The sequence below is a fragment of the Pseudomonas sp. zfem001 genome (assembly GCF_032621725.1).
GTDB lineage: Bacteria > Pseudomonadota > Gammaproteobacteria > Pseudomonadales > Pseudomonadaceae > Aquipseudomonas > Aquipseudomonas sediminis.
The window spans coordinates 1,434,929-1,461,160 of the sequence record NZ_JAVYJI010000001.1 but is presented as its reverse complement, the minus strand read 5'-3'; the positions used below and the strand labels follow the sequence as shown (position 1 = coordinate 1,461,160).

Annotated in this window: 22 protein-coding genes; 13 read left to right on the top strand and 9 right to left on the bottom strand. The window is 63.7% G+C overall.

All coding sequences use genetic code 11. The annotated features are described in order from the left end of the window. Positions 1–35 precede the first annotated feature (35 nt). Genes RTH74_RS06810 through RTH74_RS06795 form a run of 4 tightly spaced genes read left to right on the top strand, consistent with a single transcriptional unit; the run spans position 36 to position 4,115 of the window. Entirely contained in the window at positions 36–1,127 is a 1,092-nt protein-coding gene (locus RTH74_RS06810) for a polyamine ABC transporter substrate-binding protein (RefSeq protein WP_316914166.1), read from the top strand. Positions 1,128–1,180: 53 nt separating this feature from the next. Next, on the top strand, positions 1,181–2,335 hold the full coding sequence (gene potA, locus RTH74_RS06805) for a polyamine ABC transporter ATP-binding protein (RefSeq protein ID WP_316914165.1): 1,155 nt from the start codon (positions 1,181–1,183) through the stop codon (positions 2,333–2,335). A gap of 23 nt (positions 2,336–2,358) precedes the next feature. Next, positions 2,359–3,240 carry an ABC transporter permease subunit gene (locus RTH74_RS06800; RefSeq protein ID WP_166432385.1) on the top strand — a complete coding sequence of 294 codons (882 nt, stop codon included), beginning with the start codon at positions 2,359–2,361 and terminating at the stop codon, positions 3,238–3,240. Further along, positions 3,237–4,115 (top strand): ABC transporter permease subunit, encoded by an 879-nt coding sequence (locus RTH74_RS06795; protein WP_106733605.1) that lies wholly within the window; start codon positions 3,237–3,239, stop codon positions 4,113–4,115. Before RTH74_RS06800 ends, RTH74_RS06795 begins: the two co-directional genes overlap by 4 nt. A gap of 123 nt (positions 4,116–4,238) precedes the next feature. Here RTH74_RS06795 and RTH74_RS06790 read toward each other — a convergent pair whose 3' ends face one another. Further along, complete coding sequence (locus RTH74_RS06790; RefSeq protein ID WP_316914164.1) at positions 4,239–5,603, bottom strand: inorganic triphosphatase; 1,365 nt, start codon at positions 5,601–5,603, stop codon at positions 4,239–4,241. 112 nt (positions 5,604–5,715) lie between these two features. Between RTH74_RS06790 and RTH74_RS06785 the strand changes: the two genes are divergently transcribed. From RTH74_RS06785 to argA, 4 genes are all read left to right on the top strand, one after another. Further along, entirely contained in the window at positions 5,716–6,393 is a 678-nt protein-coding gene (locus RTH74_RS06785; RefSeq protein WP_099522935.1) for a TIGR00153 family protein, read from the top strand. A 38-nt stretch (positions 6,394–6,431) separates the two neighbouring features. Then, on the top strand, positions 6,432–7,703 hold the full coding sequence (locus tag RTH74_RS06780; RefSeq protein WP_099522934.1) for an inorganic phosphate transporter: 1,272 nt from the start codon (positions 6,432–6,434) through the stop codon (positions 7,701–7,703). A gap of 68 nt (positions 7,704–7,771) precedes the next feature. Continuing rightward, on the top strand, positions 7,772–8,938 hold the full coding sequence (gene argE / locus RTH74_RS06775; protein WP_316914163.1) for an acetylornithine deacetylase: 1,167 nt from the start codon (positions 7,772–7,774) through the stop codon (positions 8,936–8,938). A 65-nt stretch (positions 8,939–9,003) separates the two neighbouring features. After that, entirely contained in the window at positions 9,004–10,302 is a 1,299-nt protein-coding gene (gene argA, locus RTH74_RS06770) for an amino-acid N-acetyltransferase (protein WP_099522932.1), read from the top strand. Between the two features lie 88 nt (positions 10,303–10,390). Here argA and rmf read toward each other — a convergent pair whose 3' ends face one another. The 4 genes from rmf to RTH74_RS06750 form a co-directional block, all read right to left on the bottom strand. Further along, positions 10,391–10,582, bottom strand: coding sequence for a ribosome modulation factor (gene rmf, locus RTH74_RS06765; RefSeq protein WP_017678387.1), 192 nt, complete (start codon positions 10,580–10,582; stop codon positions 10,391–10,393). Between the two features lie 211 nt (positions 10,583–10,793). After that, complete coding sequence (gene gshA, locus RTH74_RS06760) at positions 10,794–12,374, bottom strand: glutamate--cysteine ligase (RefSeq protein ID WP_316914162.1); 1,581 nt, start codon at positions 12,372–12,374, stop codon at positions 10,794–10,796. 102 nt (positions 12,375–12,476) lie between these two features. After that, positions 12,477–12,863 (bottom strand): PaaI family thioesterase, encoded by a 387-nt coding sequence (locus RTH74_RS06755; protein WP_106733610.1) that lies wholly within the window; start codon positions 12,861–12,863, stop codon positions 12,477–12,479. Continuing rightward, positions 12,860–15,187: a Tex family protein gene (locus tag RTH74_RS06750; RefSeq protein ID WP_316914161.1), complete on the bottom strand. Its 2,328-nt coding sequence runs from the start codon at positions 15,185–15,187 to the stop codon at positions 12,860–12,862. Before RTH74_RS06750 ends, RTH74_RS06755 begins: the two co-directional genes overlap by 4 nt. A 201-nt stretch (positions 15,188–15,388) precedes the next feature. Between RTH74_RS06750 and ompR the strand changes: the two genes are divergently transcribed. The 3 genes from ompR (at position 15,389) to RTH74_RS06735 (ending at position 21,383) form a co-directional block, all read left to right on the top strand. Beyond that, the gene (ompR, locus tag RTH74_RS06745; protein ID WP_106733612.1) at positions 15,389–16,126 is read left to right on the top strand and encodes a two-component system response regulator OmpR; all 738 of its coding nucleotides are present in this window, start codon (positions 15,389–15,391) and stop codon (positions 16,124–16,126) included. Between the two features lie 76 nt (positions 16,127–16,202). Then, positions 16,203–17,519 carry an ATP-binding protein gene (locus tag RTH74_RS06740; protein ID WP_106733613.1) on the top strand — a complete coding sequence of 439 codons (1,317 nt, stop codon included), beginning with the start codon at positions 16,203–16,205 and terminating at the stop codon, positions 17,517–17,519. A gap of 102 nt (positions 17,520–17,621) precedes the next feature. Further along, on the top strand, positions 17,622–21,383 hold the full coding sequence (locus RTH74_RS06735; protein ID WP_316914160.1) for an EAL domain-containing protein: 3,762 nt from the start codon (positions 17,622–17,624) through the stop codon (positions 21,381–21,383). Between the two features lie 6 nt (positions 21,384–21,389). Here RTH74_RS06735 and RTH74_RS06730 read toward each other — a convergent pair whose 3' ends face one another. From RTH74_RS06730 to RTH74_RS06720, 3 genes are read right to left on the bottom strand one after another with little or no spacing between them, the layout of a single operon-like run. After that, complete coding sequence (locus RTH74_RS06730) at positions 21,390–22,286, bottom strand: LD-carboxypeptidase (protein WP_316914159.1); 897 nt, start codon at positions 22,284–22,286, stop codon at positions 21,390–21,392. Then, positions 22,283–23,188, bottom strand: coding sequence for a 30S ribosomal protein S6--L-glutamate ligase (gene rimK / locus RTH74_RS06725; protein ID WP_099522924.1), 906 nt, complete (start codon positions 23,186–23,188; stop codon positions 22,283–22,285). The genes RTH74_RS06730 and rimK overlap by 4 nt, the downstream gene beginning before the upstream one ends. Then, positions 23,185–23,622, bottom strand: coding sequence for an ATP-dependent zinc protease (locus RTH74_RS06720; protein WP_166432384.1), 438 nt, complete (start codon positions 23,620–23,622; stop codon positions 23,185–23,187). Before RTH74_RS06720 ends, rimK begins: the two co-directional genes overlap by 4 nt. 147 nt (positions 23,623–23,769) lie before the next feature. Between RTH74_RS06720 and RTH74_RS06715 the strand changes: the two genes are divergently transcribed. Next, on the top strand, positions 23,770–24,198 hold the full coding sequence (locus RTH74_RS06715) for an RNA-binding S4 domain-containing protein (protein ID WP_017678397.1): 429 nt from the start codon (positions 23,770–23,772) through the stop codon (positions 24,196–24,198). Between the two features lie 134 nt (positions 24,199–24,332). Here RTH74_RS06715 and RTH74_RS06710 read toward each other — a convergent pair whose 3' ends face one another. Beyond that, on the bottom strand, positions 24,333–25,127 hold the full coding sequence (locus RTH74_RS06710) for a phosphatase PAP2 family protein (protein WP_316914158.1): 795 nt from the start codon (positions 25,125–25,127) through the stop codon (positions 24,333–24,335). Between the two features lie 216 nt (positions 25,128–25,343). On the opposite strand from RTH74_RS06710, the gene hslO reads away from it, so the two are divergent. Beyond that, positions 25,344–26,231 carry an Hsp33 family molecular chaperone HslO gene (gene hslO / locus RTH74_RS06705; RefSeq protein ID WP_106733617.1) on the top strand — a complete coding sequence of 296 codons (888 nt, stop codon included), beginning with the start codon at positions 25,344–25,346 and terminating at the stop codon, positions 26,229–26,231. The last annotated feature ends 1 nt before the right edge of the window (position 26,232 follow it).

The window sequence follows — 26,232 nt, the reverse complement described above, 5'->3', positions numbered from 1 at the left end:
TTTTTCGGGCGGCACACAAAAACGAGGATGATACTGTGCGAGTTACCCTGCCCAAGTCTCTGATCGCGATGGCGGCTTCCGCCTTCTGTAGTGCTGCTCTGGCCCAGTCCACGGTGCACATCTACAACTGGAGCGATTACATCGGCGAAGAGACGCTGGCCAAGTTCGAAGCGAGAACCGGGATCAAGCCGATCTATGATGTCTTCGACTCCAACGAAACCCTCGAAGGCAAACTGCTCGCCGGCCGTAGCGGCTACGACGTGGTGGTGCCCTCCAACCATTTTCTCGGCAAGCAGATTCGCGCGGGCGCCTTCCAGCCGCTCGATCGCAGCAAGTTGAGCAATTGGGACAACCTCGATCCGGCGTTGCTCAAGCAACTGGAAACCAACGACCCCGGTAACCAGTACGCCGTGCCTTACCTGTGGGGCACCAATGGCATCGGCTACAACGTCGAGAAGGTCAAGGCTGCGCTCGGTGTCGAGGAGATCGACTCCTGGGCCGTGCTGTTCGAGCCGGAAAACATCAAGAAGCTCAGCGAATGCGGTGTGGCCTTCCTCGACTCGGGCGATGAAATGATCCCGGCCATGCTCAATTACCTGGGCCTGAACCCCAACAGCACCAACCCCGATGACTACGCCAAGGCCGAGGCCAAGCTGCTGGAGGTGCGTCCCTACGTCACCTACTTCCACAGCTCCAAGTACATTGGCGATCTGGCCAACGGCAATATCTGCGTGGCTGCCGGCTTCTCCGGCGACATCCTGCAGGCCGCCGACCGCGCCGACGAAGCCGGCAAGGGCATCGAAATCGCCTACAGCATCCCCAAGGAAGGCGCCAATCTCTGGTTCGACATGATGGCCATCCCGGCCGACGCGGCGAACGCCGAGCAGGCGCATGCCTTCATCAACTTTCTCCTCGAGCCTGAGGTGATCGCCGAAGTCAGTGACTACGTGGGTTATGCCAACCCCAATACCAAGGCGGACGAATTCATGGACGAGGAGGTCCGCAACGACCCGTCCGTGTACCCGCCTCAGTCGGTGCTAGACAAGCTGTACATCTCTGCCGAGCTGCCGGTGCGTGTGCAGCGCCTGATGACCCGCAGTTGGACCAAGGTCAAGTCGGGTCAGTAATCGTTCCTGCCCGGCCGCAGGGGTCGGGCACAATCTTCCGGGAGTTTTCCTAAATGGCTGTTGCCTCCAGCGCCTACAAAAAAGCCCTCGAGGGGGATCAGACACCGAAAGAGGTGCTGGTCAAGATCGATCGGGTGACCAAGAAGTTCGACGAGACCGTGGCCGTCGACGACGTCTCGTTGACCATCAACAAGGGCGAGATCTTCGCCCTGCTGGGTGGCTCCGGCTCCGGTAAGTCGACCCTGCTGCGCATGCTCGCCGGCTTCGAGCGGCCGACCGAAGGGCGCATCATCCTCGATGGCGTCGACATCACCGACATGCCGCCTTACCAGCGGCCGATCAACATGATGTTCCAGTCCTATGCGCTGTTCCCGCACATGACCGTGGCGCAGAACATCGCCTTCGGCCTGCAGCAGGACAAGCTGCCCAAGGCCGAGATCGACGAGCGCGTGGCCGAGATGCTCAAGCTGGTGCACATGACCCAGTACGCCAAGCGCAAGCCGCACCAGCTTTCCGGTGGCCAGCGCCAGCGCGTGGCCCTGGCTCGCTCGCTGGCCAAGCGTCCCAAGCTGCTGCTGCTCGACGAGCCGATGGGCGCGCTGGACAAGAAGCTGCGTTCGCAGATGCAACTGGAACTGGTGGAGATCATCGAGCGCGTCGGCGTGACCTGCGTGATGGTGACCCACGACCAGGAAGAGGCCATGACCATGGCCCAGCGCATCGCCATCATGCACCTGGGCTGGATCGCCCAGACCGGCAGCCCGATCGACATCTACGAGACGCCAACCAGTCGCCTGGTGTGCGAGTTCATCGGCAACGTCAACCTGTTCGACGGCCAGATCACCACCGACGAGGTCGACCACGCGATCATCGACTGCCCGCAACTGGACAAGCCAATCTACATTGGCCACGGCGTCAGTACTCGCGCCGAGAACAAGTCCGTCAGCTACGCCCTGCGCCCCGAGAAGTTGCTGATGGCCACGGCACTGCCGGAAGACCACGAGCACCCCGAATACAATTGGAGCCATGGCCACGTGCATGACATCGCCTACCTGGGCGGTCACTCGGTGTACCACGTCAAACTCACCTCCGGGCAGATCGTGCAGTGCTTCATCGCCAACGCCGAGCGCCGTGGTAAGCGTCCGACCTGGGACGACCCGGTAGTGGTGTACTGGGAAGACGACAGCGGCGTGGTACTGCAATCATGAAACCGAGCAAACTGGCGCGCTATCTGCCCAGTGGGCGGCATGCCGTTATCGGCATCCCGTTCCTCTGGCTGTTCATGTTCTTCCTGCTGCCGTTCGTCATCGTGCTGAAGATCAGCTTCGCCGAGGCCGACGTGGCGATCCCGCCCTACACGGAAATCTACGAGTGGGCGGATAACAAGCTGACGTTGTTGCTGAACTTCGGCAACTACATCTTCCTCACCGAGGATGCGCTGTATCTGTCGGCCTACCTCGGTTCGTTGAAGGTCGCGTTGTTCAGCACCCTGCTGTGCCTGCTGATCGGCTACCCGATGGCCTACGCCATCGCTCGTGCGCCGAAGTCGCAGCAAACCGTGCTGTTGCTGCTGATCATGATGCCGACCTGGACCGCAATCCTGATCCGCGTCTACGCCTGGATGGGCATTCTCGGCAACAACGGTCTGCTCAACAGCCTGCTGATGGGCATTGGCCTGATCGATACGCCGCTGCAGATCCTCAACACCAACATCGCGGTCTATATCGGCGTCGTGTATTCCTACCTGCCGTTCATGATCCTGCCGCTCTACGCCAACCTGGTGAAGCACGACCTCAGCTTGCTGGAGGCGGCTTCTGACCTGGGCTCGAGCAACTTCAACAACTTCTGGAAGATCACCGTGCCGCTGTCGAAGAACGGCATCATCGCTGGCTCCATGCTGGTGTTCATTCCGGTGGTCGGCGAGTTCGTCATCCCCGAATTGCTCGGCGGCCCGGAGACCCTGATGATCGGCAAGGTGCTGTGGCAGGAGTTCTTCAACAACCGCGACTGGCCTGTAGCGTCCGCCCTGGCGGTGGTGATGCTGGCGATCCTGATCGTGCCCATCATCCTCTTTAACCGCAACCAAGCCAAAGAGCTGGAGGGCCGCCCATGAAGCGTTTCAGTTTCTCCAGCATCATGCTCTGGGCCGGTCTGGTATTCATCTACCTGCCCATGGTCATTCTGGTCATCTACTCGTTCAACGCCTCGCGGCTGGTAACGGTGTGGGGCGGCTGGTCGGTGAAGTGGTACGTCGGTTTGCTCGACAACACGCAACTGATGAACTCGGTGATGCGCTCGCTGGAAATCGCCTGCTACACCGCCATCGCGGCGGTGGCGCTGGGCACCCTGGCGGCCTTCGTGCTGACCCGCATCACCCACTTCAAGGGGCGCACCCTGTTCGGTGGCCTGGTCACTGCACCGCTGGTGATGCCGGAAGTGATCACCGGCCTGTCCCTGCTGCTGCTGTTCGTGCTGATGGCGCAACTGATCGGCTGGCCGATGCAGCGCGGTATGACCACCATCTGGATCGCTCACACCACCTTCTGCTCGGCCTATGTGGCGGTGGTGGTGTCGTCGCGTCTGCGTGAGCTGGACATGTCCATCGAAGAGGCGGCCATGGACCTCGGCGCACGGCCGTGGAAGGTGTTCTTCCTGATCACCGTACCGATGATCGCGCCGTCGCTGGCAGCGGGTGCGATGATGTCCTTCGCTCTGTCGCTGGACGATCTGGTGCTGGCCAGCTTCGTATCCGGTCCAGGCTCGACCACTCTGCCGATGGAGATCTTCTCCGCTGTGCGCCTGGGGGTTAAACCGGAGATCAACGCGGTGGCCAGTCTGATCCTGCTGGCGGTGTCGTTCGCCACTTTCCTGGCCTGGTTCTTCGCCCATCGGGCCGAGGAAAAACGCAAGAAGGCCATGCAGCAGGCCATGGACGAGACCACCAATCCCTCCTGGCAGCAGGTCGTAGACAGCCGTCGCAGCAACTAAGCGTCTGGCTGAAAGAAAAAAACGGGCCCCGCGGGGCCCGTTTTTCATGGTGTCACTGATCGGGGCGTTGTTCCGCGATCTGTAGGAGCGGCTTCAGCCGCGAAGGTTGTGAGCGCCCAGCCGCTATTTCACCAGCGCTTTCCAGGCCTTGAGGCTGTTCACGATCTGCGTCTGAGTCGCGCGCAGCTGACGCTGCTCGTCGTCCAGGTCCTGCTGCGCCAGCTCGTAGAGCTTGTTCAGCTCGCCATACAGGCGGTCGACCTCAGGCACTTCCAGCACGCCGCGCGCCAGGCGCAGCCAGACCAGCAGGCGTTCCAGACGTGGCATCTGTTCGGCCAGATCCTCCGGCTGCTGCTGGTAGCGGCGCAGTTGCAGAGCCGCGCCTTCTTCTGCCAGCAGAGTCGGCAGCCAGTTGCCCAGAGCCGCGCTGCCCTGACGGTTGCCACGATTGTTGCGCTCTGCGGTCCAGCTGCGCTGCAGCAGCCAGTGCGACAGTTTCAGCGACAGCAGACCCCAGCGGCAGCCGTCGAGCTCGGCGGCGAACAGCGCCGGGGCATTGTGCCGCATGCTGTCGTCGTCCTGGCCTGCCGCCAGGCGCGGGCGCCAATCGTCGAGCAGGGCATCGAGTGCTTCGCGCAACTCGCGCGAGCTGGCGCGTGGCGCGGCCTGGCCGAGGCTGGCGAGCAGGGCGCGCAGGTCGATCAGTTGCTCCAGCCATTGCTGCAACAGGCTCCAATGGCCGTTCCAGCGATACTGCTCGGCCAGACGCTGGCTGGCGCCGAGCAAGTGCCAGGCGAGTGCGGCGAAGGCGTCGTCCAGGCTCATTTCGGGCGTCAAGGCGGGCGCCGGCAGGCTCAGGCTGTAACTGCCAGCATCGAACAGGCGATAGCCACGCTCGGCTTTGCTGATGTCACAAGGCATCAGCGGCAGTTCGGCGGCCAGCTCGCAGGCCAGCTCCAGCAGCGCAGCAGGTTCGCCCTGGCGCAGTTCCAGCTCCAGCTCGCAAATCTCTTCTTCGCCCTCGCCGGCGATGACCTTGCCCAGGTCCAGCGCGGCCTCGATGACCACCTTGGCCTTGCCGCGACCCCAGGCGATTTCGGCCTTTTCGCGAACGAAGTCGGTGGTGAACAGCGGCTGCAGGGTTTTCTTGTCCAGTTCGGCCAGGCTGGCTGGCCAGCACGTGTCATCAAGTTTTTTCAGATCGAGCTTGGCCTTGCTCAGGTACCAGTCCCACTCGTTTCGCTCGGACAGGCCGGCGACGCTCTGGCCACGGCTCTTCAGTGTCTGAATGAACTGCTCACCGTCACGGCGCAGGCGCAGGGCGACCTTGGCGCTGGCCAGGTCGCGGTCCGGCGTGTCGTAGTACTGGTTGAACAGTTCGCCGCGCTGCCAGCCACTCTTGTTGCGCTTCTTCAGCAGTGGGTGTTCGCGCAGGGCTGCCAGGGTGGTACGACTGACGCGCAGTTTGATTTCGGTTTCTTTGACCATGGTGGAGAGCTATGACGCCTTTTATGAAAATGTGACAGACCGATGACGCGCGCTGGCGAATGACGAATCCGGTCCCTATACTTGCGGCCTTCTCAAAACGGGGGCTTACCCTATGCCTATCAATCCCTTTGTCAGCCTGTTCGGTCGTTCACCCATCGGCCCCATGCAACAGCATATCGCCAAGGCCCACGAGTGCGCGGCGAACCTGGTTCCCTTCTTCGAGGCCATCATGGCCGAGGATTGGGCCAAGGTAGAACAGGTGCAACAGGAGATGTCCCGGCTGGAGCACGAGGCCGACAAGCTGAAGAAAAGCGTGCGCCTGCACCTGCCCAAGAGCCTGTTCCTGCCGGTGCCGCGTTCGGACCTGCTTGAGCTGCTCAGTGTACAGGACAAAGTCGCCAACCGTGCCAAGGACATCGCTGGTCTGATGCTCGGCCGGCAGATGGCTATTCCGCAGCCGCTGCAGCCACTGGTGCGCACCTACGTACAGCGCAGTGTGGACGCCAGCGCCCAGGCGCTGAAGGCAATGAACGAATTGGACGAACTGCTCGAAACCGGTTTCGCCGGTCGCGAAGCAGTGCTGGTGGAAAACCTGATCGAGGAGCTCGGTTCGATCGAAAACGATACCGACCGCCTGCAGATCGAGGTGCGCCGCAACCTGTTCAAACTGGAGAAGGACCTTCCTCCGGTCGATGTGATGTTCCTCTATCAGATCATCGACTGGATCGGCGATGTCGCCGACCGTGCCCAACGAGTGGGCAACCGACTGGAACAACTGCTGGCGCGCTAAGCGCCAGTATCCTTTCTGGGATCTACGGATAACTCATTATGTCTCTGATTGCGGACTACGGGCTGGTTCTGCTCGTCCTTGCCTGCCTTTTCGGTTTTTTCATGGCCTGGGGCGTCGGCGCCAATGATGTCGCCAACGCCATGGGTACGTCGGTCGGCTCACGCGCGCTGACCATCAAGCAGGCGATCATCATCGCCATGGTCTTCGAATTCGCTGGCGCCTATCTGGCTGGCGGCGAGGTGACCGAAACCATCAAGAACGGCATCGTCGATGCCAACATGATCAGCCCCAACCTGATGGTGCTGGGCATGATGTCGGCGTTGCTGGCGGCGGGTACCTGGCTGCTGGTGGCTTCGACGCGTGGCTGGCCAGTATCGACCACGCACACCATCGTCGGTGCGGTGATCGGCTTCGCTGCGGTCGGCGTGTCGATGGATGCGGTGCACTGGAGTGGCGTTGGCCCCATCGTCGCCAGTTGGGTGGTCACGCCAATGCTGGCCGGTATCATCTCCTTCTGCCTGTTCGTCAGCGTGCAGAAGCTGATCATCGACACCGACAATCCCTTCCTCAACGCCAAGCGTTACGTGCCGCTGTACATGTTCATCACCGGCTTCATGATCTCGCTGATGACCATGACCAAGGGCCTCAAGCACGTCGGCCTGAACCTCTCCAGCACCGAAGGCTTCATGCTTTCGATCGGTGTCGGTGTACTGGTCATGCTGATCGGTATCGCGCTGCTCAGCCGCATCCATGTCGATGCCGAGGCGGACAAGGCCTTCCACTTCTCCAGCGTGGAGAAGGTGTTCGCCATCCTGATGATTTTCACCGCCTGCGCCATGGCCTTCGCCCACGGTTCCAACGACGTGGCTAATGCCGTTGGTCCGCTGGCCGCCATCGTCGGCGTGATCCAAAGCGGCGGTGAACTGGCCGCGGGTGAGAAGTCCATCGTTCCAGGCTGGATCCTGCTGCTGGGTGCACTGGGTATCGTGGTCGGTCTGGCCACTTATGGCTACAAGGTCATCGCCACCATCGGCAAGGAAATCACCGAGCTGACTCCTAGCCGTGGTTTTGCTGCCGAACTGGCTGCCGCTACCACCGTGGTCAGTGCTTCGGGCCTGGGGCTGCCGGTTTCCACCACCCACACCCTGGTCGGTGCGATTCTCGGTGTCGGCCTGGCGCGCGGTATCGGTGCGCTGAACCTGGGCATGATCGGCAAGATCTTCCTGTCCTGGATCATCACTCTGCCGGCCGGTGCGATTCTGTCGATCATCTTCTTCTTCATTCTGCGTTTGCTGTTCGGCGGAGTCTGATTCCACTTCGGCGGTTTCACCGACAGGACGATGCCCCTATGATGGGGCATCGTTTTAGGAGATCGCCGATGCCCCTGCCGTCCTTTCAAGAGCAGTTCGCTGCGCTGATCGCTGCGCCATCGGTTAGCTGCACCCAGCCCAATTGGGACCAGAGCAACTCGCCCGTCATCGAGCTACTCGCTGCCTGGCTCGGTGATCTGGGTTTTACCTGCGAAACCCAGCAGATCGCCCCCGGCAAATTCAACCTGCTCGCCAGCTATGGCAGTGGCCCAGGTGGTCTGGTGCTGGCTGGGCATAGCGATACCGTGCCCTTCGATGCCGCGCTATGGCAGAGCGACCCACTCAAGCTGACCGAGGTTGGTGACCGTTGGGTGGGCCTTGGCAGTTGCGACATGAAAGGTTTTTTTGCCCTGGCCATCGAAGCCGTGCGGCCGCTGCTCGATCAGCCTTTCCAGCAACCGCTGCTGATCCTTGCTACCTGTGATGAAGAGAGCTCCATGGCCGGTGCCCGTGCCCTGGCCGATGCTGGCCGGCCGCTTGGTCGCGCAGCGGTGATCGGCGAGCCCACCGGCCTCAAGCCGATTCGCCTGCACAAGGGCGTGATGATGGAGCGCATCGACATCCTTGGGCAGAGCGGCCATTCCTCCGATCCGGCGCTTGGCCACAGCGCGCTGGAGGCCATGCAGGACGTGATGGGCGAGTTGCGCGGCCTGCGCGCGCAGTGGCAGCGCGAGTTCAACAACCCGCAGTTCAGTGTGCCGCAACCGACGCTGAACCTCGGCTGCATCCACGGTGGCGACAATCCCAATCGCATCTGTGGTCAGTGCGCGCTGGAGTTCGACCTGCGCCCGCTGCCAGGCATGGACCCGGAACAACTGCGTGAGGCGATTCGCGGCAAGTTGCAGCCGCTGGCGCTCAAGCATCAGGTGCGCATCGACTATGGCCCGCTGTTCCCGGCCGTCCCGCCCTTCGAGCAGCGCGCCGATGCCGAGCTGGTGCGTCTGGCCGAACGGCTGACCGGGCACACGGCCCAGGCGGTGGCATTCGGTACCGAAGCGCCTTATCTTCAGCAGCTTGGCTGCGAGACGCTGGTGCTTGGCCCCGGCGATATCGACTGTGCACACCAGCCCGGGGAACACCTGGAGCTGGCCCGCATCGAACCTACTGTGGCGATACTGCGCCAACTGATCCAACACTACTGCCTGACCCGGAGTGACGACGTGCAGCGACGATGAGAGCGACTCTCTAACCGAACATGACGGCTATGCCCGTCCTACGTCTCGACGCTAATGGATTGCTCATGCACGACTACGTCACCTGGTTACGCCACGCTTCGCCTTACATCAACGCCCATCGCGACTGCACCTTCGTGGTCATGCTGCCGGGCGAGGGTGTTGCCCATCCGAATTTCGCCAACATCGTCCACGACCTGGTGCTGCTGCATAGCCTCGGCGTGCGCCTGGTGCTGGTGCATGGCTCGCGCCCGCAGATCGAGGCGCGCCTCGCTGCCCGTGGCCTGACCCCGCATTACCATCGCGACCTGCGCATCACCGACGCGCCGACCCTGGAATGCGTGATCGATGCCGTCGGCCAGCTGCGCATCGCTATCGAGGCGCGTCTGTCTATGGATATGGCCGCCTCACCGATGCAGGGCTCGCGCCTGCGCCTGACCAGCGGTAATTTCGTCACCGCGCGGCCGATCGGTGTGGTCGATGGCGTCGACTACCACCACACCGGCGAAGTACGGCGCATCGACCGCAAGGGCATCAATCGTCAGCTCGACGAACGCAGCATCGTGCTGCTGTCGCCGCTGGGCTATTCGCCCACCGGGGAAATCTTCAACCTGGCCTGCGAGGACGTCGCCACCCGCGCCGCCGTCGACCTGGGCGCAGACAAGCTGCTGCTGTTCGGCGCCGAGGATGGCCTGCTCGACGAAAACGGCAAGCTGGTGCGCGAACTGCGTCCGCAGCAGGTGCCGGCGCATCTGGCGCGGCTGGGCAGCAACTATCAGGGCGAGCTGCTCGATGCCGCCGCCGAAGCCTGTCGTGGCGGCGTGAAGCGTAGCCATATCGTCAGTTATGCCACCGATGGCGCGTTGCTCAGCGAACTGTTCACCCGTACTGGCAACGGCACCCTGGTGGCGCAGGAGCAGTTCGAATCCCTGCGCGAGGCGACCATCGAAGACGTCGGCGGTTTGATCGAGCTGATCAGTCCGCTGGAAGAACAGGGCATTCTGGTGCGCCGTTCGCGGGAGGTGCTGGAGCGCGAGATCGAGCAGTTCAGCATCGTCGAGCGCGAAGGGCTGATCATTGCCTGTGCGGCGTTGTATCCCCTCGCCGATTCCGACTGTGGCGAGCTGGCCTGTCTGGCCGTCAATCCCGACTATCGCCACGGCGGTCGTGGTGACGAGTTGCTCGAGCGGATCGAGGCACGGGCGCGGGCACAGGGGATCAAGACCCTGTTCGTACTCACCACCCGTACCGCCCACTGGTTCCGCGAGCGCGGCTTCGAGCCGAGCAGCGTCGAGCGCATGCCCACCGCGCGGGCGTCGCTGTACAACTACCAGCGCAATTCGAAGGTGTTCGAGAAGACGTTGTAGGAAGACAAATGCGATGAGTGGGAGGGGCTTTAGCCGCGAGCGATGAATCAGTCGCGGCTAAAGCCCCTCGCACAATGCGTTCAGAGTGTCAGGCGCTGTGCTGCTGCAAGCGCATCTGCTCGAAGCCGTCGTCCCAACCGGCCTCCCAGGCCGCAGCGGGGATCTCATCGGGGTAGGGCTGGCGGGTTCTGGGCTGGCCCGTGAGGCCGGCCATATAACCTTGCTGGTAGGCCTTGGTCAGGCTTTCCAGGCTCCATTGCGGCGTGGCGTCATCGGCCATGGGCGCTGCTCGTCTATCGTCCTTTACCCGGCAATGCTAGCTGGCCGAGCGGCCGTGGGTATGGCCGCCCATCCTGGCTTTTGCTCCGCTGGTTTGCTTTGTGACGCAGTCGACGCTTCGTCGCCCGTGCCACCGGGCACATAAGGTGCGCCGCACGCAGCGCGGTTACCCCGGTGCGTATAGGTGCGCGCGGCCCTGGCTGTGGTGAGACCTAAACGGCCAGCGCCAGGATGCTCGCCTGGTAAGCCGCGACGAAGGCGTCGAAATCGCCTGTGGGCTGCGCCTCCAGCTCCGCCTGCGCGGCCAGCGAGTCGTACGCGGCCTGTTCGAAAGCTTGTTGCTGTTCAACGCTGAGCGGCTGAGCACGGAAGTATTCGGCGTGACGCTGGCTCTGCTGCAGGGCGAACTCGGTAAAGCTCTTGCCCTGACGCAGAATCGCCAGCACCTGTGCCGACGGCGTCATTTCCACATCCGCGACCTTGGCTTGCTGCTGCGCCAGGGCCTCGATGTGCGCATTGCTGTCCTGGCTGCGATCGAGCAGTTCGGCCAGCGGCAGGATGCGCTCAAGCAGTTCGCTGGCCCAGACCTTGAGTTCCACCTGCTGGCTGCCTTTCTGCAGGTGCAGGCCGGGACGACGCCCCTCCTTGACCACCTTGAGGAAGTTGCTGGTGCAACTGCTGCACTCGCCGTTCTCGAGCAGCGGGCTGTCTTCCAGGGCACAGAACAGCAGGAACGCGTCGATGAAGCGCGCTTGCGCCACGTCGATGCCTAACGGCAGGAAGGGGTTGATGTCGAGGCAGCGTACTTCCACGTATTGCACGCCACGGCTCATCAGCGCCTGGATCGGTCGCTCGCCGCTGTAGGTGACGCGTTTCGGGCGGATGCTCGAGTAGTACTCGTTCTCGATCTGCAGGATGTTGGTGTTCAGCTGCAGCCATTCGTCGCCGCGCTTGGTTCCTGCCTCGACATAGGCCGGATAGGGCGTGCCCACCGCCAGACGCAGGCTGTCGGTGTAGCTGGCCAGGTCGTTGTAGCAGGGGGTCAGGCCGGACTGTGCGCTGCTCTGGTATCCCAGGTCGCTCATGCGCAGGCTGGTGGCGTAGGGCAGGTACAGGGTGCTGGCGTCCAGCTCCTGAAGGTGGTGCGGTCGGCCACGCATGAAGCCTTTGTCCAGCGCCGGCGAGGCACCGAACAGGTACATCAGCAGCCAGCTGTAGCGACGGAAGTTGCGGATCAGCGAGATATAGCGGGCCGACTGATAGTCACGCGCACTCTGTTCGTTGCCTTCGCTCTGCTGTTGCAGCTGCCACAGCCCCTCGGGCAGGGAGAAGTTGTAGTGGATGCCAGCGATGCACTGCATGGTCTTGCCGTAACGCAGTGCCAGGCCCTTGCGGTATACGTACTTGAGGCGGCCGATGTTGGAGCTGCCGTAGCGAGCGATTGGAATCGTCTCTTCGTCCGGCAGAGGGCAGGGCATCGACGGGCTCCACAGCAGTTCGTCATCGAGCTTGTCGTAGGCGAAGCGGTGGATGCCTTCCAGCTCGGCGAGGGTGGCGGCTGGGTCGTTGGCGGTGCCGGTGATGAACTCCAGCAGCGACTCGGAATAATCGGTGGTGATCTGCGCATGGGTCAGCGCCGAGCCCAGCGCCTGCGGGTGCGGGGTCAGGGCCAGCTGGCCGTCGCGATCGACGCGCAGGCATTCGCGCTCGATGCCGTGCAGGCACTCACCCAGCAGGGACAGGTTGGCCGGCTCGCCGAGCTGAGCCAGGCGGCGGGAGAGAAGATCGCTCAAGATGCAATTCCTAACTGGGCAGTCGCCACAATATGGGGATCGCCCCTGCACTCTGCAAGGGGCGAACGGTTTCCCAGATTAGACCAGCTCGAGCGGCGCCGATTATACGCAGGCGAAGGTGCCTTGTGCCTTGGCGACCAGCTTGTCGCCCTGCAGCACTTCAGCTTCCACCACCTGGGTACGGCGCCCAGCGTGCAGCACCTTGGCGTGGCACAGCACGCTGCCCTCGGACACCGGGCGGATGTAGTTGATCTTGCACTCCAGGGTCACGCTGCTCGGGCCGCCATCGCCCAGGCTATGGCTGGCCTGGCCCATGGCGGTATCGATCAGCGAGAACAGTGCGCCGCCGTGCAGTTTGCCGTGCAGGTTGCGCAAGTCGTCGGTGAGGGTCAGGCGCACGCGCGCCTCGCCGCCGCCGACCTGGAGAATTTCCAGGCCGAGCAGGCGGGAAAAGGCGCTGCTGGCGCCCACGTTGTCGGTCGTACTCATTTCTTCAACTGCTTGGCGTTGGCGAACAGGGCGGCCATGCCGCCGGTGGCGGGTGCCGGTTTGTCCTGGCTGGAATGACGCTCGCTGCGTGGGGTATTGCCGCCACGGTTGCCACCGCGCGACTGGCCACCACGTGCGCCTTCGACTTTCTCGCCCGGGGTATCGCCCATGCGCATGGACAGGGCGATGCGGTTACGCGGGATATCCACTTCCATCACCTTGACCTTGACCACGTCGCCGGCCTTGACCGCTTCGTGTGGGTCCTTGATGAACTTCTCCGACAGCGCGCTGATGTGCACCAGGCCGTCCTGGTGCACGCCGATGTCGACGAAGGCGCCGAAGTTGGTGACGTTGGTCACCACGCCTTCGAGCACCATGCCCAGTTCGAGGTCCTTGAGGGTTTCCACACCTTCCTGGAACTCGGCGGTCTTGAACTCCGGGCGCGGGTCGCGGCCAGGCTTGTCCAGTTCCTTGAGGATGTCGCCGACGGTGACCAGGCCGAAGCGCTCATCGGTGAACTTGGCCGGATCGAGGCGCTTGAGGAAGCCCGAATCGCCGATCAGCGAGCGGATATCGCGCTCGGTACCAGCGGCGATGCGCTCGACCAACGGATAGGTTTCCGGGTGCACGGCAGAGGCGTCCAGCGGGTTGTCGCCGTTCATTACACGGAGGAAGCCGGCAGCCTGTTCGAAGGTCTTCTCGCCCAGGCGCGGTACCTGCTTGAGTGCTGCGCGGCTGGCGAAGGCGCCGTTGGCATCGCGGTACTGCACGATGTTCTGCGCCAGGGTCGTGTTGAGGCCGGAAATGCGCGCCAGCAGGGCAGCGGAGGCTGTGTTCACATCGACGCCGACGGCGTTCACGCAGTCCTCGACCACGGCGTCCAGGCTACGCGCCAGCTTGAGCTGCGACACGTCGTGCTGGTATTGGCCGACGCCGATGGATTTCGGGTCGATCTTCACCAGCTCGGCCAGCGGGTCCTGCAGGCGGCGGGCGATGCTTACTGCGCCACGCAGCGACACGTCGAGATCGGGGAATTCGCGGGCGGCCAGTTCCGAGGCCGAATACACCGAGGCGCCGGCCTCGGAGACCATCACCTTGGTCAGCTTCAGGCCCGGCACCTTCTTGATCAGCTCGGCGGCCAGCTTGTCGGTCTCGCGGCTGGCGGTGCCGTTGCCGATCGAGATCAGGTCGACGCCATGCTTGGCGCAGAGCTTGGCGAGGATGGCCAGGGTGCCGTCCCAGTCGTTGCGTGGGGCGTGCGGGTAGACAGTGGCGGTTTCGAGCACCTTGCCGGTGGCGTCGACCACCGCCACCTTGCAGCCGGTGCGCAGGCCCGGGTCGAGCGCCAGGGTGGCGCGAGGGCCGGCGGGGGCGGCCAGCAGCAGATCGTGCAGGTTACGGGCGAATACGGCAATCGCCTCGTCCTCGGCCTTCTCGCGCAGCTCGCCGAGCAGGTCGGTTTCCAGGTGGCTATAGAGCTTGACCTTCCAGGTCCAGCGCACCACTTCACCCAGCCATTTATCCGCCGGGCGGCCTTGCGCGCTGATACCGAAGCGCTCGCCGATCATCAGCTCGCATGGATGCAGGGTGCCGGGTAGCTCTTCGCCGACCTTCAGGCTGGAACTGAGAATGCCTTCGTTGCGCCCGCGGAAAATCGCCAGCGCGCGGTGCGACGGTACGCCCTTGAGCGCTTCGTCGTGTTCGAAGTAGTCGCTGAACTTGGCGCCTTCGTTTTCCTTGCCCGGCACCAGGCGAGCGCTGAGGGTGGCGTTGTCCTTGAGGAAGCTGCGCAGCTTGTCCAGTAGCGCGGCGTCTTCGGCAAAGCGCTCCATGAGGATGTACTTGGCACCTTCGAGCACGGCCTTGACGTCGGCGAAGCCCTTTTCGGCGTCGATGAAGCGCTCGGCTTCATGCTCGGGCACGAGATTCGGGTCGTTGAACAGTGCATCGGCCAGCTCGCCGAGACCGGCTTCCAGGGCGATCTGGCCCTTGGTGCGGCGCTTTTGCTTGTACGGCAGGTAGAGGTCTTCGAGGCGCGTCTTGGTGTCGGCCAGGTTGATCTCGCGCTTGAGTTCGTGGGTCAGCTTGCCCTGCTCCTCGATGCTGGCAAGGATCGCCGTACGGCGCTCGTCCAGCTCGCGCAGGTAGCGCAGGCGCTCTTCCAGGTGGCGCAGCTGGGTATCGTCGAGGCTGCCGGTCACTTCTTTACGATAACGGGCGATGAAGGGCACGGTGGAGCCTTCGTCGAGTAGGGCCACGGCAGCGGCAACCTGTTGCGGGCGCACGCCCAGTTCATCGGCGATACGGTTGTTGATGCTATCCATATGAAAACTACCCACTGAAGCGACAGGGCGGCCGCAAAGACGCTGGCCAGACACGAAAGCGGCGCATTATAAACACCGCATTCGCGAGAGCTGCGAACCGTTGGGGAAAAATCTGCTAACAATGGCTAAAGCGCCCACCCATGCGCCTGAGCGATAATGCCGCCACTTGCCGTCCTCAGTACGGCTGTCCAAGGAGACGCCATGACCCAGTCCGCTGCCCCTGTCGCCGAAGGCGAGAAGATCCTCATCGTCGATGACGACGCCCGTCTGCGCCGCTTGCTCGAGCGCTTCTTCGATGAGCAGGGCTACCGGGTTCGCGCAGTGGAGAACGTCGAGCAGATGGATCGTCTGCTGGCGCGCGAACTGTTCAATCTGGTGGTGCTGGACCTGATGTTGCCGGGCGAAGACGGCCTTTCTGCTTGCCGCCGCTTGCGCGAAGCGGGCAACCAGATGCCGATCATCATGCTCACCGCCAAAGGCGATGAGTCCAGTCGTATCCAGGGTCTGGAACTGGGTGCTGACGACTACCTGGCCAAACCCTTCAACCCGCGTGAGCTGCTGGCGCGGATCAAGGCGGTGCTGCGTCGTCAGGCGCCGGTGGTGCCGGGTGCGCCGGGTAGCGAGGATGAGAGCGTCAGCTTCGGCGAGTACGAATTGTCCCTGGCCACCCGCGAGCTGAAGAAGGGTGAGGAAGTACATATGCTCACCACCGGCGAGTTCGCCGTGCTCAAAGCGCTGGTGCAGCATGCGCGCGAGCCGCTGACCCGCGACAAGCTGATGAACCTGGCCCGTGGTCGCGAATGGGATGCGCTGGAGCGCTCCATCGACGTGCAGATCAGCCGCCTGCGTCGCCTGATCGAGCCGGACCCGTCCAAGCCGCGCTATATCCAGACTGTCTGGGGTGTGGGTTACGTGTTCGTTCCCGACGGCAACAAGTGACCTGTAGGAGCGAGCGCCGCTCGCGAATCGAAGCCACATTTTCGCGAGCAGCGCTCGCTCCTCCGGTTATGTGTTGATGAAAGCCCCTTACTGGTTCCCGCAAAGCTTCTTCGCCCGCACCCTGTGGCTGGTGCTGGTGGTCGTGCTGTTCTCCAAGGCACTGACCCTGGTGTACCTGATGATGAACGAGGATGTACTGGTCGACCGCCAGTACAGCCACGGTGCGGCGCTGACCTTGCGCGCCTACTGGGCAGCCAACCCCGATGATCGCGACCACATCGCCCAGGCCGCCGGGCTCAAACGCATCCCGCGGGACAAGGTGCCAGCCAGCGAGCAGCACTGGCCCTACAGCGAGATCTTCCAGCGGCAGATGCAAACCGAGCTGGGCCCCGATACCGAAACCCATGTGCGTGCCACCACGCCGCCGGCGCTGTGGGTGCACGCGCCGAGCCTCGGCGACGGCTGGGTACGGGTGCCGATGTATCCGCATCCGCTGCGTGGCCAACGTATCTGGAGCGTACTTGGCTGGTTCCTTGGTATCGGCCTGCTGTCCACGGCTGCGGCCTGGATCTTCGTGCGCCAGCTCAATGCGCCGCTCAAGCGCCTGGTCTATGCCGCTCGCCAGCTTGGTCAGGGGCGCAGCGTGCGCCTGCCGGTGGGCGATACGCCAAGCGAGATGACCGAGGTGTACCGCGCTTTCAACCAGATGGCCGAGGACGTCGAACAGGCCGGGCGCGAACGCGAACTGATGCTGGCCGGTGTCTCCCATGACCTGCGCACGCCGCTGACTCGCCTGCGGCTGGCCCTGGAGTTCATGGATAACGACACCGAGCTCACCGACGACATGGTGCGCGATATCGAGGACATGGACGCCATTCTCGATCAGTTCCTCGCCTTTATTCGCGACGGGCGCGACGAGCCGGTGGAGGAGCTGGACTTCTCCGAACTGGTGCGCGAAACCCTGGCACCCTACAACCAGAACGGCGAGCGCGTGCGTTTGTGCCTCGAGCCGATCCCGCCGTTCCCGCTGCGCCGCGTTTCGACCAAGCGGCTGCTGACCAATCTGGTGGAGAACGCCCTCAATCACGGCGGTGGTGATGCCGTCGAGGTGGTCGCCAGCCTGGCCGGCGACCATAACGCGCCTTATGTGGTGCTGAGCGTGCTGGACCGTGGCAACGGTATCGATCCGGCCGAGCTGGACAGCATCTTCAACCCCTTCATTCGCGGTGATCGGGCGCGTGGTGGGCGCGGCACCGGTCTGGGTCTGGCCATCGTCAAACGCATCGCGGCGCTGCATGGTGGTAGCGTCGAGCTGCGCAACCGCTCCGGCGGCGGCCTGGAGGCGCGAGTACGCCTGCCGCTCGGCCTGCTGCTACCGCGCGACGCGGTGTAGCTGACGACCGACCGTCCTGGCGGCGGTCTGTGTGCTGGCAATATGCTGCCAAGCGCTCTGGCGCTGGGCTATGCTGTGCCAGCGCATCAACTCGAGGCCTGCATGCCCGCCGCCTTCCCCGACCGCTTGCCCAGCTGGACCTGGTGGCTGCCGCTGCCGATTTTCCATCTGGCAACCTGGATTTCCCTGGCGACCCGCCTGAATGACGGGGTGGCGTTGTGTTACCTGCCCATGGTGCTCGGGCTTGCCATGTGCCTGTGGTGGGGCCCGCGGGTGCTGCCTGCGTTGTACCTCAATGCCCTGTTTTGCGTGCCGTTATGGGGCCTGCCCTGGCAGTTGGCGCCGCTCTATGCCCTGCCGGAAACCGCCGCCGTCGCTCTGGGCTGGTGGCTGTTGCGACGTCAGCCTTTCGATCCCGCCCTGGGGCGCTTGAGTGATCTGCTCCGATTCCTTGCCTTCGCTGTGTTGATGCCTAGCACGCTGGTGGCGCTCGGCTTGCAGAGCAACCTGTGGCTGACTGGTTTTCAGACCAGCGAGCAGTGGGCGCAGGCCAGTTTGTCGGTCTGGTTGGGCGACACCATCAATATGCTCGCACTGACGGCGCCCCTGCTGGCGTTCTGTACCCCGCTGCTGCGCGCCCGCGGCTGGACCCACGCGCCGGTGGAAAATGCCGCGCCAACGCTGAGCATCAGCCGTTCGCCAGGTGGCTGGTTGTTGGCCACTGGCGTGTTTCTGGTGCTGATGCTGCTCAGCGCCAGTCTGCCGGCTCAGTTCGCCCTGCCGCTGCTTGGTCTGAGCATGCTGGTCCTGGCGCTACGACACGCCTTTGCCGGTGCTCTGTATGGCGTGCTGCTGGTGTACGCCGCGACTCTGCCGCTACCGCTGCTGCGCGACAGCTTGAGTTTCGGCGAGCTCGATCTGCAGCGTAACCAGCTGCACTTCGCTGTGGTGCTGCTGATGGGCGCTACCTTGCTGGTGGGCCGTGTGCTTGGCGACCTGCGTCAGGCGCTGGCGCGCAGCGCGCAGATGCAGCAGCAACTGGCCCGCGCCAACCTGGCGATGGAGGCCAGCCCGTTGGGCGTGACCATCGCCGATGTGCGCCAGGAAGACATGCCATTGGTGTACTGCAATTCCGCATTCAGCCAGATAACCGGCTACAGCGCGGAGGAGGCGTTGGGACGCAACTGCCGTTTCCTGCTCGGCCAGGACCGTGCCCAATTGGAGTTGCAACCGTTGCGCCGTGCCCTGCGAGAGGGGCGCAGCGGCCATGCGGTGGTGCGTAACTATCGCAAGGACGGTAGGCCGTTCTGGAACGAGGTGGTGTTGGCGCCAATGCGTGACGATCAGGGCATCAGCCATTTCGTCGGGCTGCAGCACGATGTCACCGAGCGCGTCGAACTGGCGGCCAAGGTCGAGCTGCAGCGCTCGCAATTACTGCGTCAGAGCCATCTGTTCAGCCAGACCGAAGACATCGCCAGCCTGGGTGGCTGGGTGCTGGAGATCAGCGACTACGGCATGTCCTGGAGCGATGGCTGCTACCGCATCGTCGACCGTGATATCCAGCAAGGGCCGCCTGACCTGCAGCAAGTGCTGGATTACTACGATACGCCGAGCCAGGCACTGATCATGCAGACGCTGCAGGCCGCGCTCAGCGGCATGGACGACCTGGACATCGAGGTACGCCTGGCGGCGCGTCTGGGCGGACGCCTGGTGCGTCTGCGCGGCATGGCCGAGCGCGATGAAGACGGCAGCCTGGTGCGCATCTATGGCGTGGTGCAGGACATCAGCGAGCGTAAGCGCACCGAGTCGCAGCTGCGTGAGCGAGACGAACGTCTGCGCCTGTTCTTCGAGGCGCCGCTGATCGGCATGGCGCTGACCACTCAGAGTTTTGCCTGGGAAGAGGTCAACCAGAAGCTGTGCAGCATCCTCGGTCGCAGTCGCGACGAATTGCTCGCCAGCAGTTGGCGGCAGCTGTCGCACCCGGATGATCTGCCAGTCGAACAGGCCCATGTGGAGCAGGTACTGCTGGGCGGCAGCGATGGCTTCGAGATGGACAAGCGCTTCCTGCGTGCAGATGGTTTGGTGGTCTTCACACGTGTCAGCCTGCGCGCCGTACGTGGTAGCGGCCGGCAGACGCTGTTCCTGCTGTTGGTCGAGGACATCAGTGCACGGCGCGAAGCCGAGGCGCGCTATCGAACGCTGGTCGAGCATGCGCCCGAGGCGATCCTGCTGTTCAATCCTGAGGGCGGTATCGTCGAATGCAACGAGAACGCCTTGAGCCTGTTCCGCTATCGCCGCGATGAGCTGCTCGGCAAGTCGATTCAGAGCATCAGCCCGGTGCGTCAGGCCGATGGTCGGTTGTCTTCCCGCGCTGGCAAGGCCTTCCTGCGCCGCGCCATCGCCGGCGAAGCGCCGGTGTTCGAATGGAACCACCGCGACAGCGCCGGTCGCCAGTTGCCCTGCGAGGTGCGCCTGGTACGCATGCCGGGGGAGAACCTGCTGATTCGCGCCAGCGTCACCGACATCTCCGAGCGCCAGCGCTATCAGCGCGAGATCGAGCGCCTGGCCTACAGCGACGAACTCACCGGCCTACCCAATCGCCGCTTGCTGCTCGATCGCCTGCAGCACGCCATGGACCGGGAGAGTCGCGAGGGTAGCCTGGGCGCGTTGCTGTTTATCGATCTGGATCACTTCAAGACGGTCAACGACAGCCTGGGTCATCTGGTTGGCGATGCCCTGCTGGTCGAGGTGACCACGCGCCTGGCCGCCGAATTGCGTACTGAAGACACCCTGGCGCGCCTCGGTGGTGATGAGTTCGTGGTGCTGCTCGAAGCCCTGGGGCATGAGCCGCAAGTGGTTGCCGAGCAGGCTGCGGCAGTGGGAGAGAAATTGCTGCGTGGCCTGCAGGGCAGTTGTCTGATCGACGGTCATGAGCTGGCGATCAGCGCCAGTATCGGCATCGCTCTGCATCCTCTGGGCCTGCAGCAGGCCTCGGACATTCTCAAGCAGGCCGATACCGCCATGTACCGGGCCAAGCATGCCGGGCGCAACGCCCTGCATTTCTTCGCCCCGGAGATGCAGGTTGCCATCGACCAACGTCTGCAGTTGCAGAGCGAACTGCGTCAGGCCATCGCGCGTCAGCAACTACAGCTGGTGTTCCAGCCGCAACTGATGCTGGCTGATAACAGCGTGGCGGGCGCCGAGGTGCTGCTGCGCTGGATGCACCCCGAGCGCGGTGAGATCGGTCCGGATCAGTTCATCCCGCTGGCCGAGGAAACCGGGCTGATCCAGGACATTGGCCAGTGGGTGCTGGAGCAGGCCTGTGCGGCGCTGGCGCGCTGGCAGACGCAGTGGCCGCAACTGGTGCTGGCGGTCAATCTCAGCCCGCGTGAGCTGCGTCAGGCGGGCTGCGTCGAGCGTGTCGAGCAGTGCCTGCGCGCTCACGGCGTGCCGGCGCAGTCGCTGGAGCTAGAAATCACCGAGGGCGTGTTACTCGAAGATGTCGAGCGCTGCATCGGCAACATGCAGCAGCTCAAGGCGCAGGGAGTACGCTTCGCCATCGACGACTTCGGCACGGGCTACTCGTCGCTGACCTACCTCAAGCGTCTGCCGCTGGATCGGCTGAAGATCGACCGCAGTTTCGTCGCCGATCTGGATGGCGAGGCGAGCGGGCGCATGCTGGTGCAGACCATCCTGATGATTGCGCGCAACCTGGGCCTGGAGTGCGTGGCCGAAGGGATCGAGCACGATAGCCAACTGGCGCTGCTGCGCGAGCAGGACTGCACATTGGGGCAGGGCTATCTGTTCGGTCGACCGATGGCCGAGGCCGAGTTTCTCGCCTGGATGCAGGCGCGTCAGCGCTGAGGTGGCCTACCAGCTCAGGCTGCTAGCGTTCAGTCGTGCCTTCTTGCCGCAGGGCCAGGGGAAGTTGCTGTCGCCATGCCCGCTCGGCAGGTCGCCGTACAGTGGCACGCCCAGCGGCTCCAGGTACTCGCCGATGATCTGCTCCAGGCTGTGCTGCACGCCGCGTCGCGGGCAGTCGGTGAAACTGCCCAGGCACACCGCGCGTGGTCTTTGCCCGGCGAAACTGTGCAGCAACTGCCAGAGACTGCGCTCGAGGCGGTAGTAGGGCTCGCCGACGTCTTCCAGGATCAGGATCGAATCTTCGGCCAGACGCAGCTCGGCCGTCGTGCCGCAGACGCTGGCCAGGGCCGTGAGATTGCCGCCCTGCAAGGTGCCCTCGACGACATGTTGTGGACCACTGATATGGCGCAGCGGCAACTGCCGGTGCTGGCCTTTGAGCAGGCTCCACAGCGCCTGTATCGAAGCCAGGCGCTCACGCTGGCCGCCGGGCGCCGACAGCGCCTGATGGCCGAGCGCCGTAGCCACGGGACCATGAATGGCTGGCAGCCCCCGTTGGGCAAAGGCTTCGAGCAGAATCGACAGATCGGAGAAACCGATCAACGGGCGCGGGCTGGCCTGGCGCAGCAGCGCCCAGTCGATATCCGCCACCAGTTGTGCGCAGCCGTAGCCGCCACGCAGGCACCAGACGGCGCTGATATCCGCCAGGGTGAAGGCCTGGTGCAGGTCGTCCAGGCGTTGCTCCGGCGTGCCCGCCAGGTAACGATGGCGGGCGCGCACGTGCTGGCCCAGGTGATAGCGCACGCCGAGCACGTCGAGCTGCGCCAGGGTCGCTTCCAGTACGTCTTCGGCAATCGCCGCCGCGGGGGCGATCAGCGCCAGGCGGCCGTCGAACACTTGGCTCATCCGCGCCCTCGGGTGCGGGTCTGGCCGGGCTCTGCGTTCTTTTCCAGGTACTGGATGATCATCCCGGCGACATCCTTGCCGGTGGTGGTCTCGATACCTTCCAGGCCAGGGGAGGAGTTCACCTCCATCACCAGCGGGCCATGGTTGGAGCGCAGGATGTCGACACCGGCGACGTTGAGGCCCATGACCTTGGCCGCGCGCACTGCCGTCATGCGCTCCTCCGGGGTGATCTTGATCAGGCTGGCGCTGCCGCCGCGGTGCAGGTTGGAGCGGAATTCGCCAGCCTTGGCCTGGCGCTTCATCGCGGCAATCACCTTGTCACCGACCACGAAGCAGCGAATGTCGGCGCCGCCGGCTTCCTGGATGTATTCCTGGACCATGATGTCCTGCTTGAGGCCGAGGAAGGCCTCGATCACCGACTCGGCCGCCTTGTGCGTTTCGGCCAGCACCACGCCCATGCCCTGGGTACCTTCCAGCACCTTGATTACCAGCGGCGCGCCACCCACCATCTGGATCAGGTCGGGAATGTCGTCGGGGGAGTGGGCGAAGCCGGTCACCGGCAGGCCGATGCCCTTGCGCGACAGCAGTTGCAGGGCGCGCAGCTTGTCGCGCGAACGGCTGATGGCCACCGACTCGTTGAGCGGGTAGACGTCCATCATCTCGAACTGGCGCAGCACCGCGCAGCCATAGAAGGTCACCGAGGCGCCGATACGCGGGATCACTGCGTCGAAGCCGTCCATGGCCTGGCCGCGATAGTGGATCTGCGGTTTGTGGCTGGCGATGTTCATGTAGGCGCGCAGGGTGTCGATCACCACCATTTCATGGCCCCGTTGCTGGCCGGCCTCCACCAGACGGCGGGTGGAATACAGGCGCGGGTTGCGCGACAGCACGGCGATCTTCATTGGGCACCTGGAAGGGCAGAGGAAAGTGAGGGTTTGTCCTGCACATAGCTGAGTGCCGGATTGACCACCAGTTGGCCGGTGATCAGCGCCTTGGAGCCAAGTAGTACGCGATAACGCATGGTCTTGCGACAGGCCAGGGTGAATTCCACCGGCCACAGCAGATCACCGAGGGCCAGGTGGGTGCGGATCACATAGCGGCTCTGCGCCTGGCCATTGGAACTCTTGATACGTTTGACCGAGACCAGCGGCGCCTCGCAACGGTGGCGGCGCTGCACCTGAGTGCCGAGGTAGGCAGTGAAGCGTACCCAGTCCTCGCCGTCACGTTGGAACGGCTGGATATCGCTGGCATGCAGGCTCGAGGTGCTGGCGCCGGTGTCGATCTTGGCGCGCAGGCCGATGATGCCGAGCTCAGGCAGATTGATCCACTCACGCAGGCCGATCACGCTGAGCTGGTCGAAAGTCTTCAAGGTGAGAGTGTCCCCTGCGGCCGACAACGCCTATGATTCCGCGCATTCTAGTTGTGTCGTGTGACAACTGCATCTGCCGCGCGTGCGAATAGCAGAACCCTTTCAGAGAGTGAGATGAGCGAAAAAGACGACGACAAGATCCGCCTGGACAAATGGCTGTGGGCGGCACGCTTCTTCAAGACGCGCGCCCTGTGCAAGGCGGCTATAGAGGGGGGCAAGGTCCACCATCGTGGCGAGCGCTGCAAGCCGGGCAAGGAGCCGAAGATCGGTGATGAGTACGTGCTGCGCACCGGCTTCGATGAGCGCACCGTGGTCGTGCTGGCATTATCCAGCGTCCGCCGTGGCGCGCCCGAGGCGCAACTGCTGTATCGCGAGACGGAAGAAAGTATCGCCCGCCGCGAGCAGGCAGCGGCCATGCGCAAAGCTGGTGCCGTGGGCATGCAGACCGATGGGCGGCCGAGCAAGAAGCAACGCCGGCAGATCCATCAGTTCAACGAGCAGCAGGAAGGTGGCCTTCGCCACCCCTGGGCGGATGAGGATTAGAGTGTCATGGGATCACCCCGTGTGACGCTACGGATCAACTGTCGGTTGGACTGTTTTTCGTAGGGTGCGCTGTGCGCACCAAACGAGCACTGCGATCTTCACGGTGCGCACGGCGCACCCTACGGTCTAGTCGTTCAACGCCCACTGACGATGCTCATGCGGCCCAGCAGCGGCAGTTTGGCCAGGCGCGAGGTGATCGGCAGGGCGACCTTCTCCAGCCATTCGCTGGCGTGATAACCCAGCGGGGTGTAGCAGCTCCAGGCCAGGGCCAGCAGGCTGAGGAATACGCCGCCGACGAAGGCATCTGCCCCCCAGTGAGCACCGGCCACCAGGCGCGGCAGGATGCCGATCACGGTAATGGCCCAGACCAGCAGCAGACGCCAGCCGCGGGCAAAGAAGCTCATGAAATAAGCCCAGATCAGCAGCACCGAGGCGTGGTCACCGGGGAAACTGCGGCTGGCGCTGTCCTTCAGGTCCCAGCGTTCTTCCCAGGCCGGGAACATCTCGGTCAGGCGCGCGCTGCCTTCTACTACCAGAGAAGGGCTGGCGTGCTGCCAGCCCATGTATTCGACCAGGTCGGCGAACAGTACGCGCATCAGCAGCATCACGATCAGGGCGACCAGAAAGGCGAACAGCGCTCGGCGCACCTGCGGCCCGGTGAATACCAGATCGGCCTTGAGCATGACCGCCAGCATCACCACGCCGACGCCGGCATCGACCGGGCGCATGCTGCCGATGGCCCAGATATGGGCCCACAGGCCGCCGGCATGGACCGGGTCGTTGAGCAGTTTGAACAGCCACACATCGAAGACATTCCAAAGCTCGCGCGTGGGCTGCCACAGCCAACTGACGAGCAGCACGACGGCCACGACATGGCAGACCAGCATCGCGCGTGGTTGCCAGTGACGATTGATGAACGTGCTCGACATGGGAAATCCCTTTGCAGATTTATGACAGGCCTGACCTCAGGCGCGCGGATGATAGGCAGTGCTGGCGCCTAAACAAGGGCGGCAGCACAGTCGTTCAGCCAAGGTTCAGCGGCTGATTCCTGCTGTGTGAACACGCTCACATGACGTTCGGGCCTTGGTTGTGCTGGCGTTTGTGCATAAAATCGCCAGCCTTTTATAGACCCTGGGCCAGCCGCCATGAACGACTTCAGTCAACGCTTTCTCTTCGACGACACCGACGTGCGAGGCGAAATGGTCGCGTTGCGCGAAAGTTACGCTCATGTGCTGGCCAAGCACGCCTACCCGCAGCCAGTGGCGCAACTGCTCGGCGAGATGATGGCCGCCGCTGCCCTGCTGGTCGGTACCCTCAAGTTCGATGGCCTGCTGGTGCTGCAGGCGCGTTCGGAAGGCCCGCTGTCGCTGCTGATGGTGGAATGCTCGAGCGCTCGCGAGCTGCGCGGTATCGCCCGCTATGAAGCCGAGCAGATCGGCGCCGATGCTGACCTGCAAAGCCTGATGCCCAATGGCGTGTTGGCCATCACCATCGACCCGACCCGAGGCCAGCGCTACCAGGGTATCGTCGACCTTGAAGGGGTCGACCTGGCCGAGTGCCTGTCCAACTACTTCGCCAGCTCCGAACAGCTGCCGACCCGTTTCTGGCTCAAGGCCGACGGCCAGCGCGCGCGCGGCCTGCTGCTGCAGCAACTGCCGCCGCACCATCAGACCGAAGCGGAAGAACGCGCCGAGAGCTGGAACCACGTGCTGACGCTGGCCGACACCCTGACTGCCGAAGAACTGTTGGGCCTGGACAACCCGACCCTGCTGCATCGCCTCTACCACGAAGAGAATGTGCGCCTGTTCGATGAGCAGCCGCTGCAGTTCCGCTGCAGCTGCTCGCGCGAGCGTTCGGCCAGTGCCCTGGCCAGCCTCGGCCAGGCCGACGCCGAACTGCTGCTGGCCGAGCAGGGTGGCAGCGTGGTGATCGATTGCCAGTTCTGCAACGAGCGCTATGCCTTCGACGCCGCCGACATCGCCCAGCTGTTCGCCGGTGCCGGTAGCGAGGCGCCGTCGCAGACGCGGCATTGAT

Bases quoted from the DNA above. Each gene is read 5' to 3' on its own strand.
- potA (WP_316914165.1), top strand. From the start codon at position 1,181: ATGGCTGTTGCCTCCAGCGCCTACAAAAAAGCCCTCGAGGGGGATCAG.
- RTH74_RS06795 (WP_106733605.1), top strand. From the start codon at position 3,237: ATGAAGCGTTTCAGTTTCTCCAGCATCATGCTCTGGGCCGGTCTGGTA.
- RTH74_RS06790 (WP_316914164.1), bottom strand. From the start codon at position 5,603: ATGGTCAAAGAAACCGAAATCAAACTGCGCGTCAGTCGTACCACCCTG.
- RTH74_RS06785 (WP_099522935.1), top strand. From the start codon at position 5,716: ATGCCTATCAATCCCTTTGTCAGCCTGTTCGGTCGTTCACCCATCGGC.
- RTH74_RS06780 (WP_099522934.1), top strand. From the start codon at position 6,432: ATGTCTCTGATTGCGGACTACGGGCTGGTTCTGCTCGTCCTTGCCTGC.
- argE (WP_316914163.1), top strand. From the start codon at position 7,772: ATGCCCCTGCCGTCCTTTCAAGAGCAGTTCGCTGCGCTGATCGCTGCG.
- argA (WP_099522932.1), top strand. From the start codon at position 9,004: ATGCACGACTACGTCACCTGGTTACGCCACGCTTCGCCTTACATCAAC.
- rmf (WP_017678387.1), bottom strand. From the start codon at position 10,582: ATGGCCGATGACGCCACGCCGCAATGGAGCCTGGAAAGCCTGACCAAG.
- RTH74_RS06755 (WP_106733610.1), bottom strand. From the start codon at position 12,863: ATGAGTACGACCGACAACGTGGGCGCCAGCAGCGCCTTTTCCCGCCTG.
- RTH74_RS06750 (WP_316914161.1), bottom strand. From the start codon at position 15,187: ATGGATAGCATCAACAACCGTATCGCCGATGAACTGGGCGTGCGCCCG.
- ompR (WP_106733612.1), top strand. From the start codon at position 15,389: ATGACCCAGTCCGCTGCCCCTGTCGCCGAAGGCGAGAAGATCCTCATC.
- RTH74_RS06740 (WP_106733613.1), top strand. From the start codon at position 16,203: ATGAAAGCCCCTTACTGGTTCCCGCAAAGCTTCTTCGCCCGCACCCTG.
- RTH74_RS06735 (WP_316914160.1), top strand. From the start codon at position 17,622: ATGCCCGCCGCCTTCCCCGACCGCTTGCCCAGCTGGACCTGGTGGCTG.
- RTH74_RS06730 (WP_316914159.1), bottom strand. From the start codon at position 22,286: ATGAGCCAAGTGTTCGACGGCCGCCTGGCGCTGATCGCCCCCGCGGCG.
- rimK (WP_099522924.1), bottom strand. From the start codon at position 23,188: ATGAAGATCGCCGTGCTGTCGCGCAACCCGCGCCTGTATTCCACCCGC.
- RTH74_RS06715 (WP_017678397.1), top strand. From the start codon at position 23,770: ATGAGCGAAAAAGACGACGACAAGATCCGCCTGGACAAATGGCTGTGG.
- RTH74_RS06710 (WP_316914158.1), bottom strand. From the start codon at position 25,127: ATGTCGAGCACGTTCATCAATCGTCACTGGCAACCACGCGCGATGCTG.
- hslO (WP_106733617.1), top strand. From the start codon at position 25,344: ATGAACGACTTCAGTCAACGCTTTCTCTTCGACGACACCGACGTGCGA.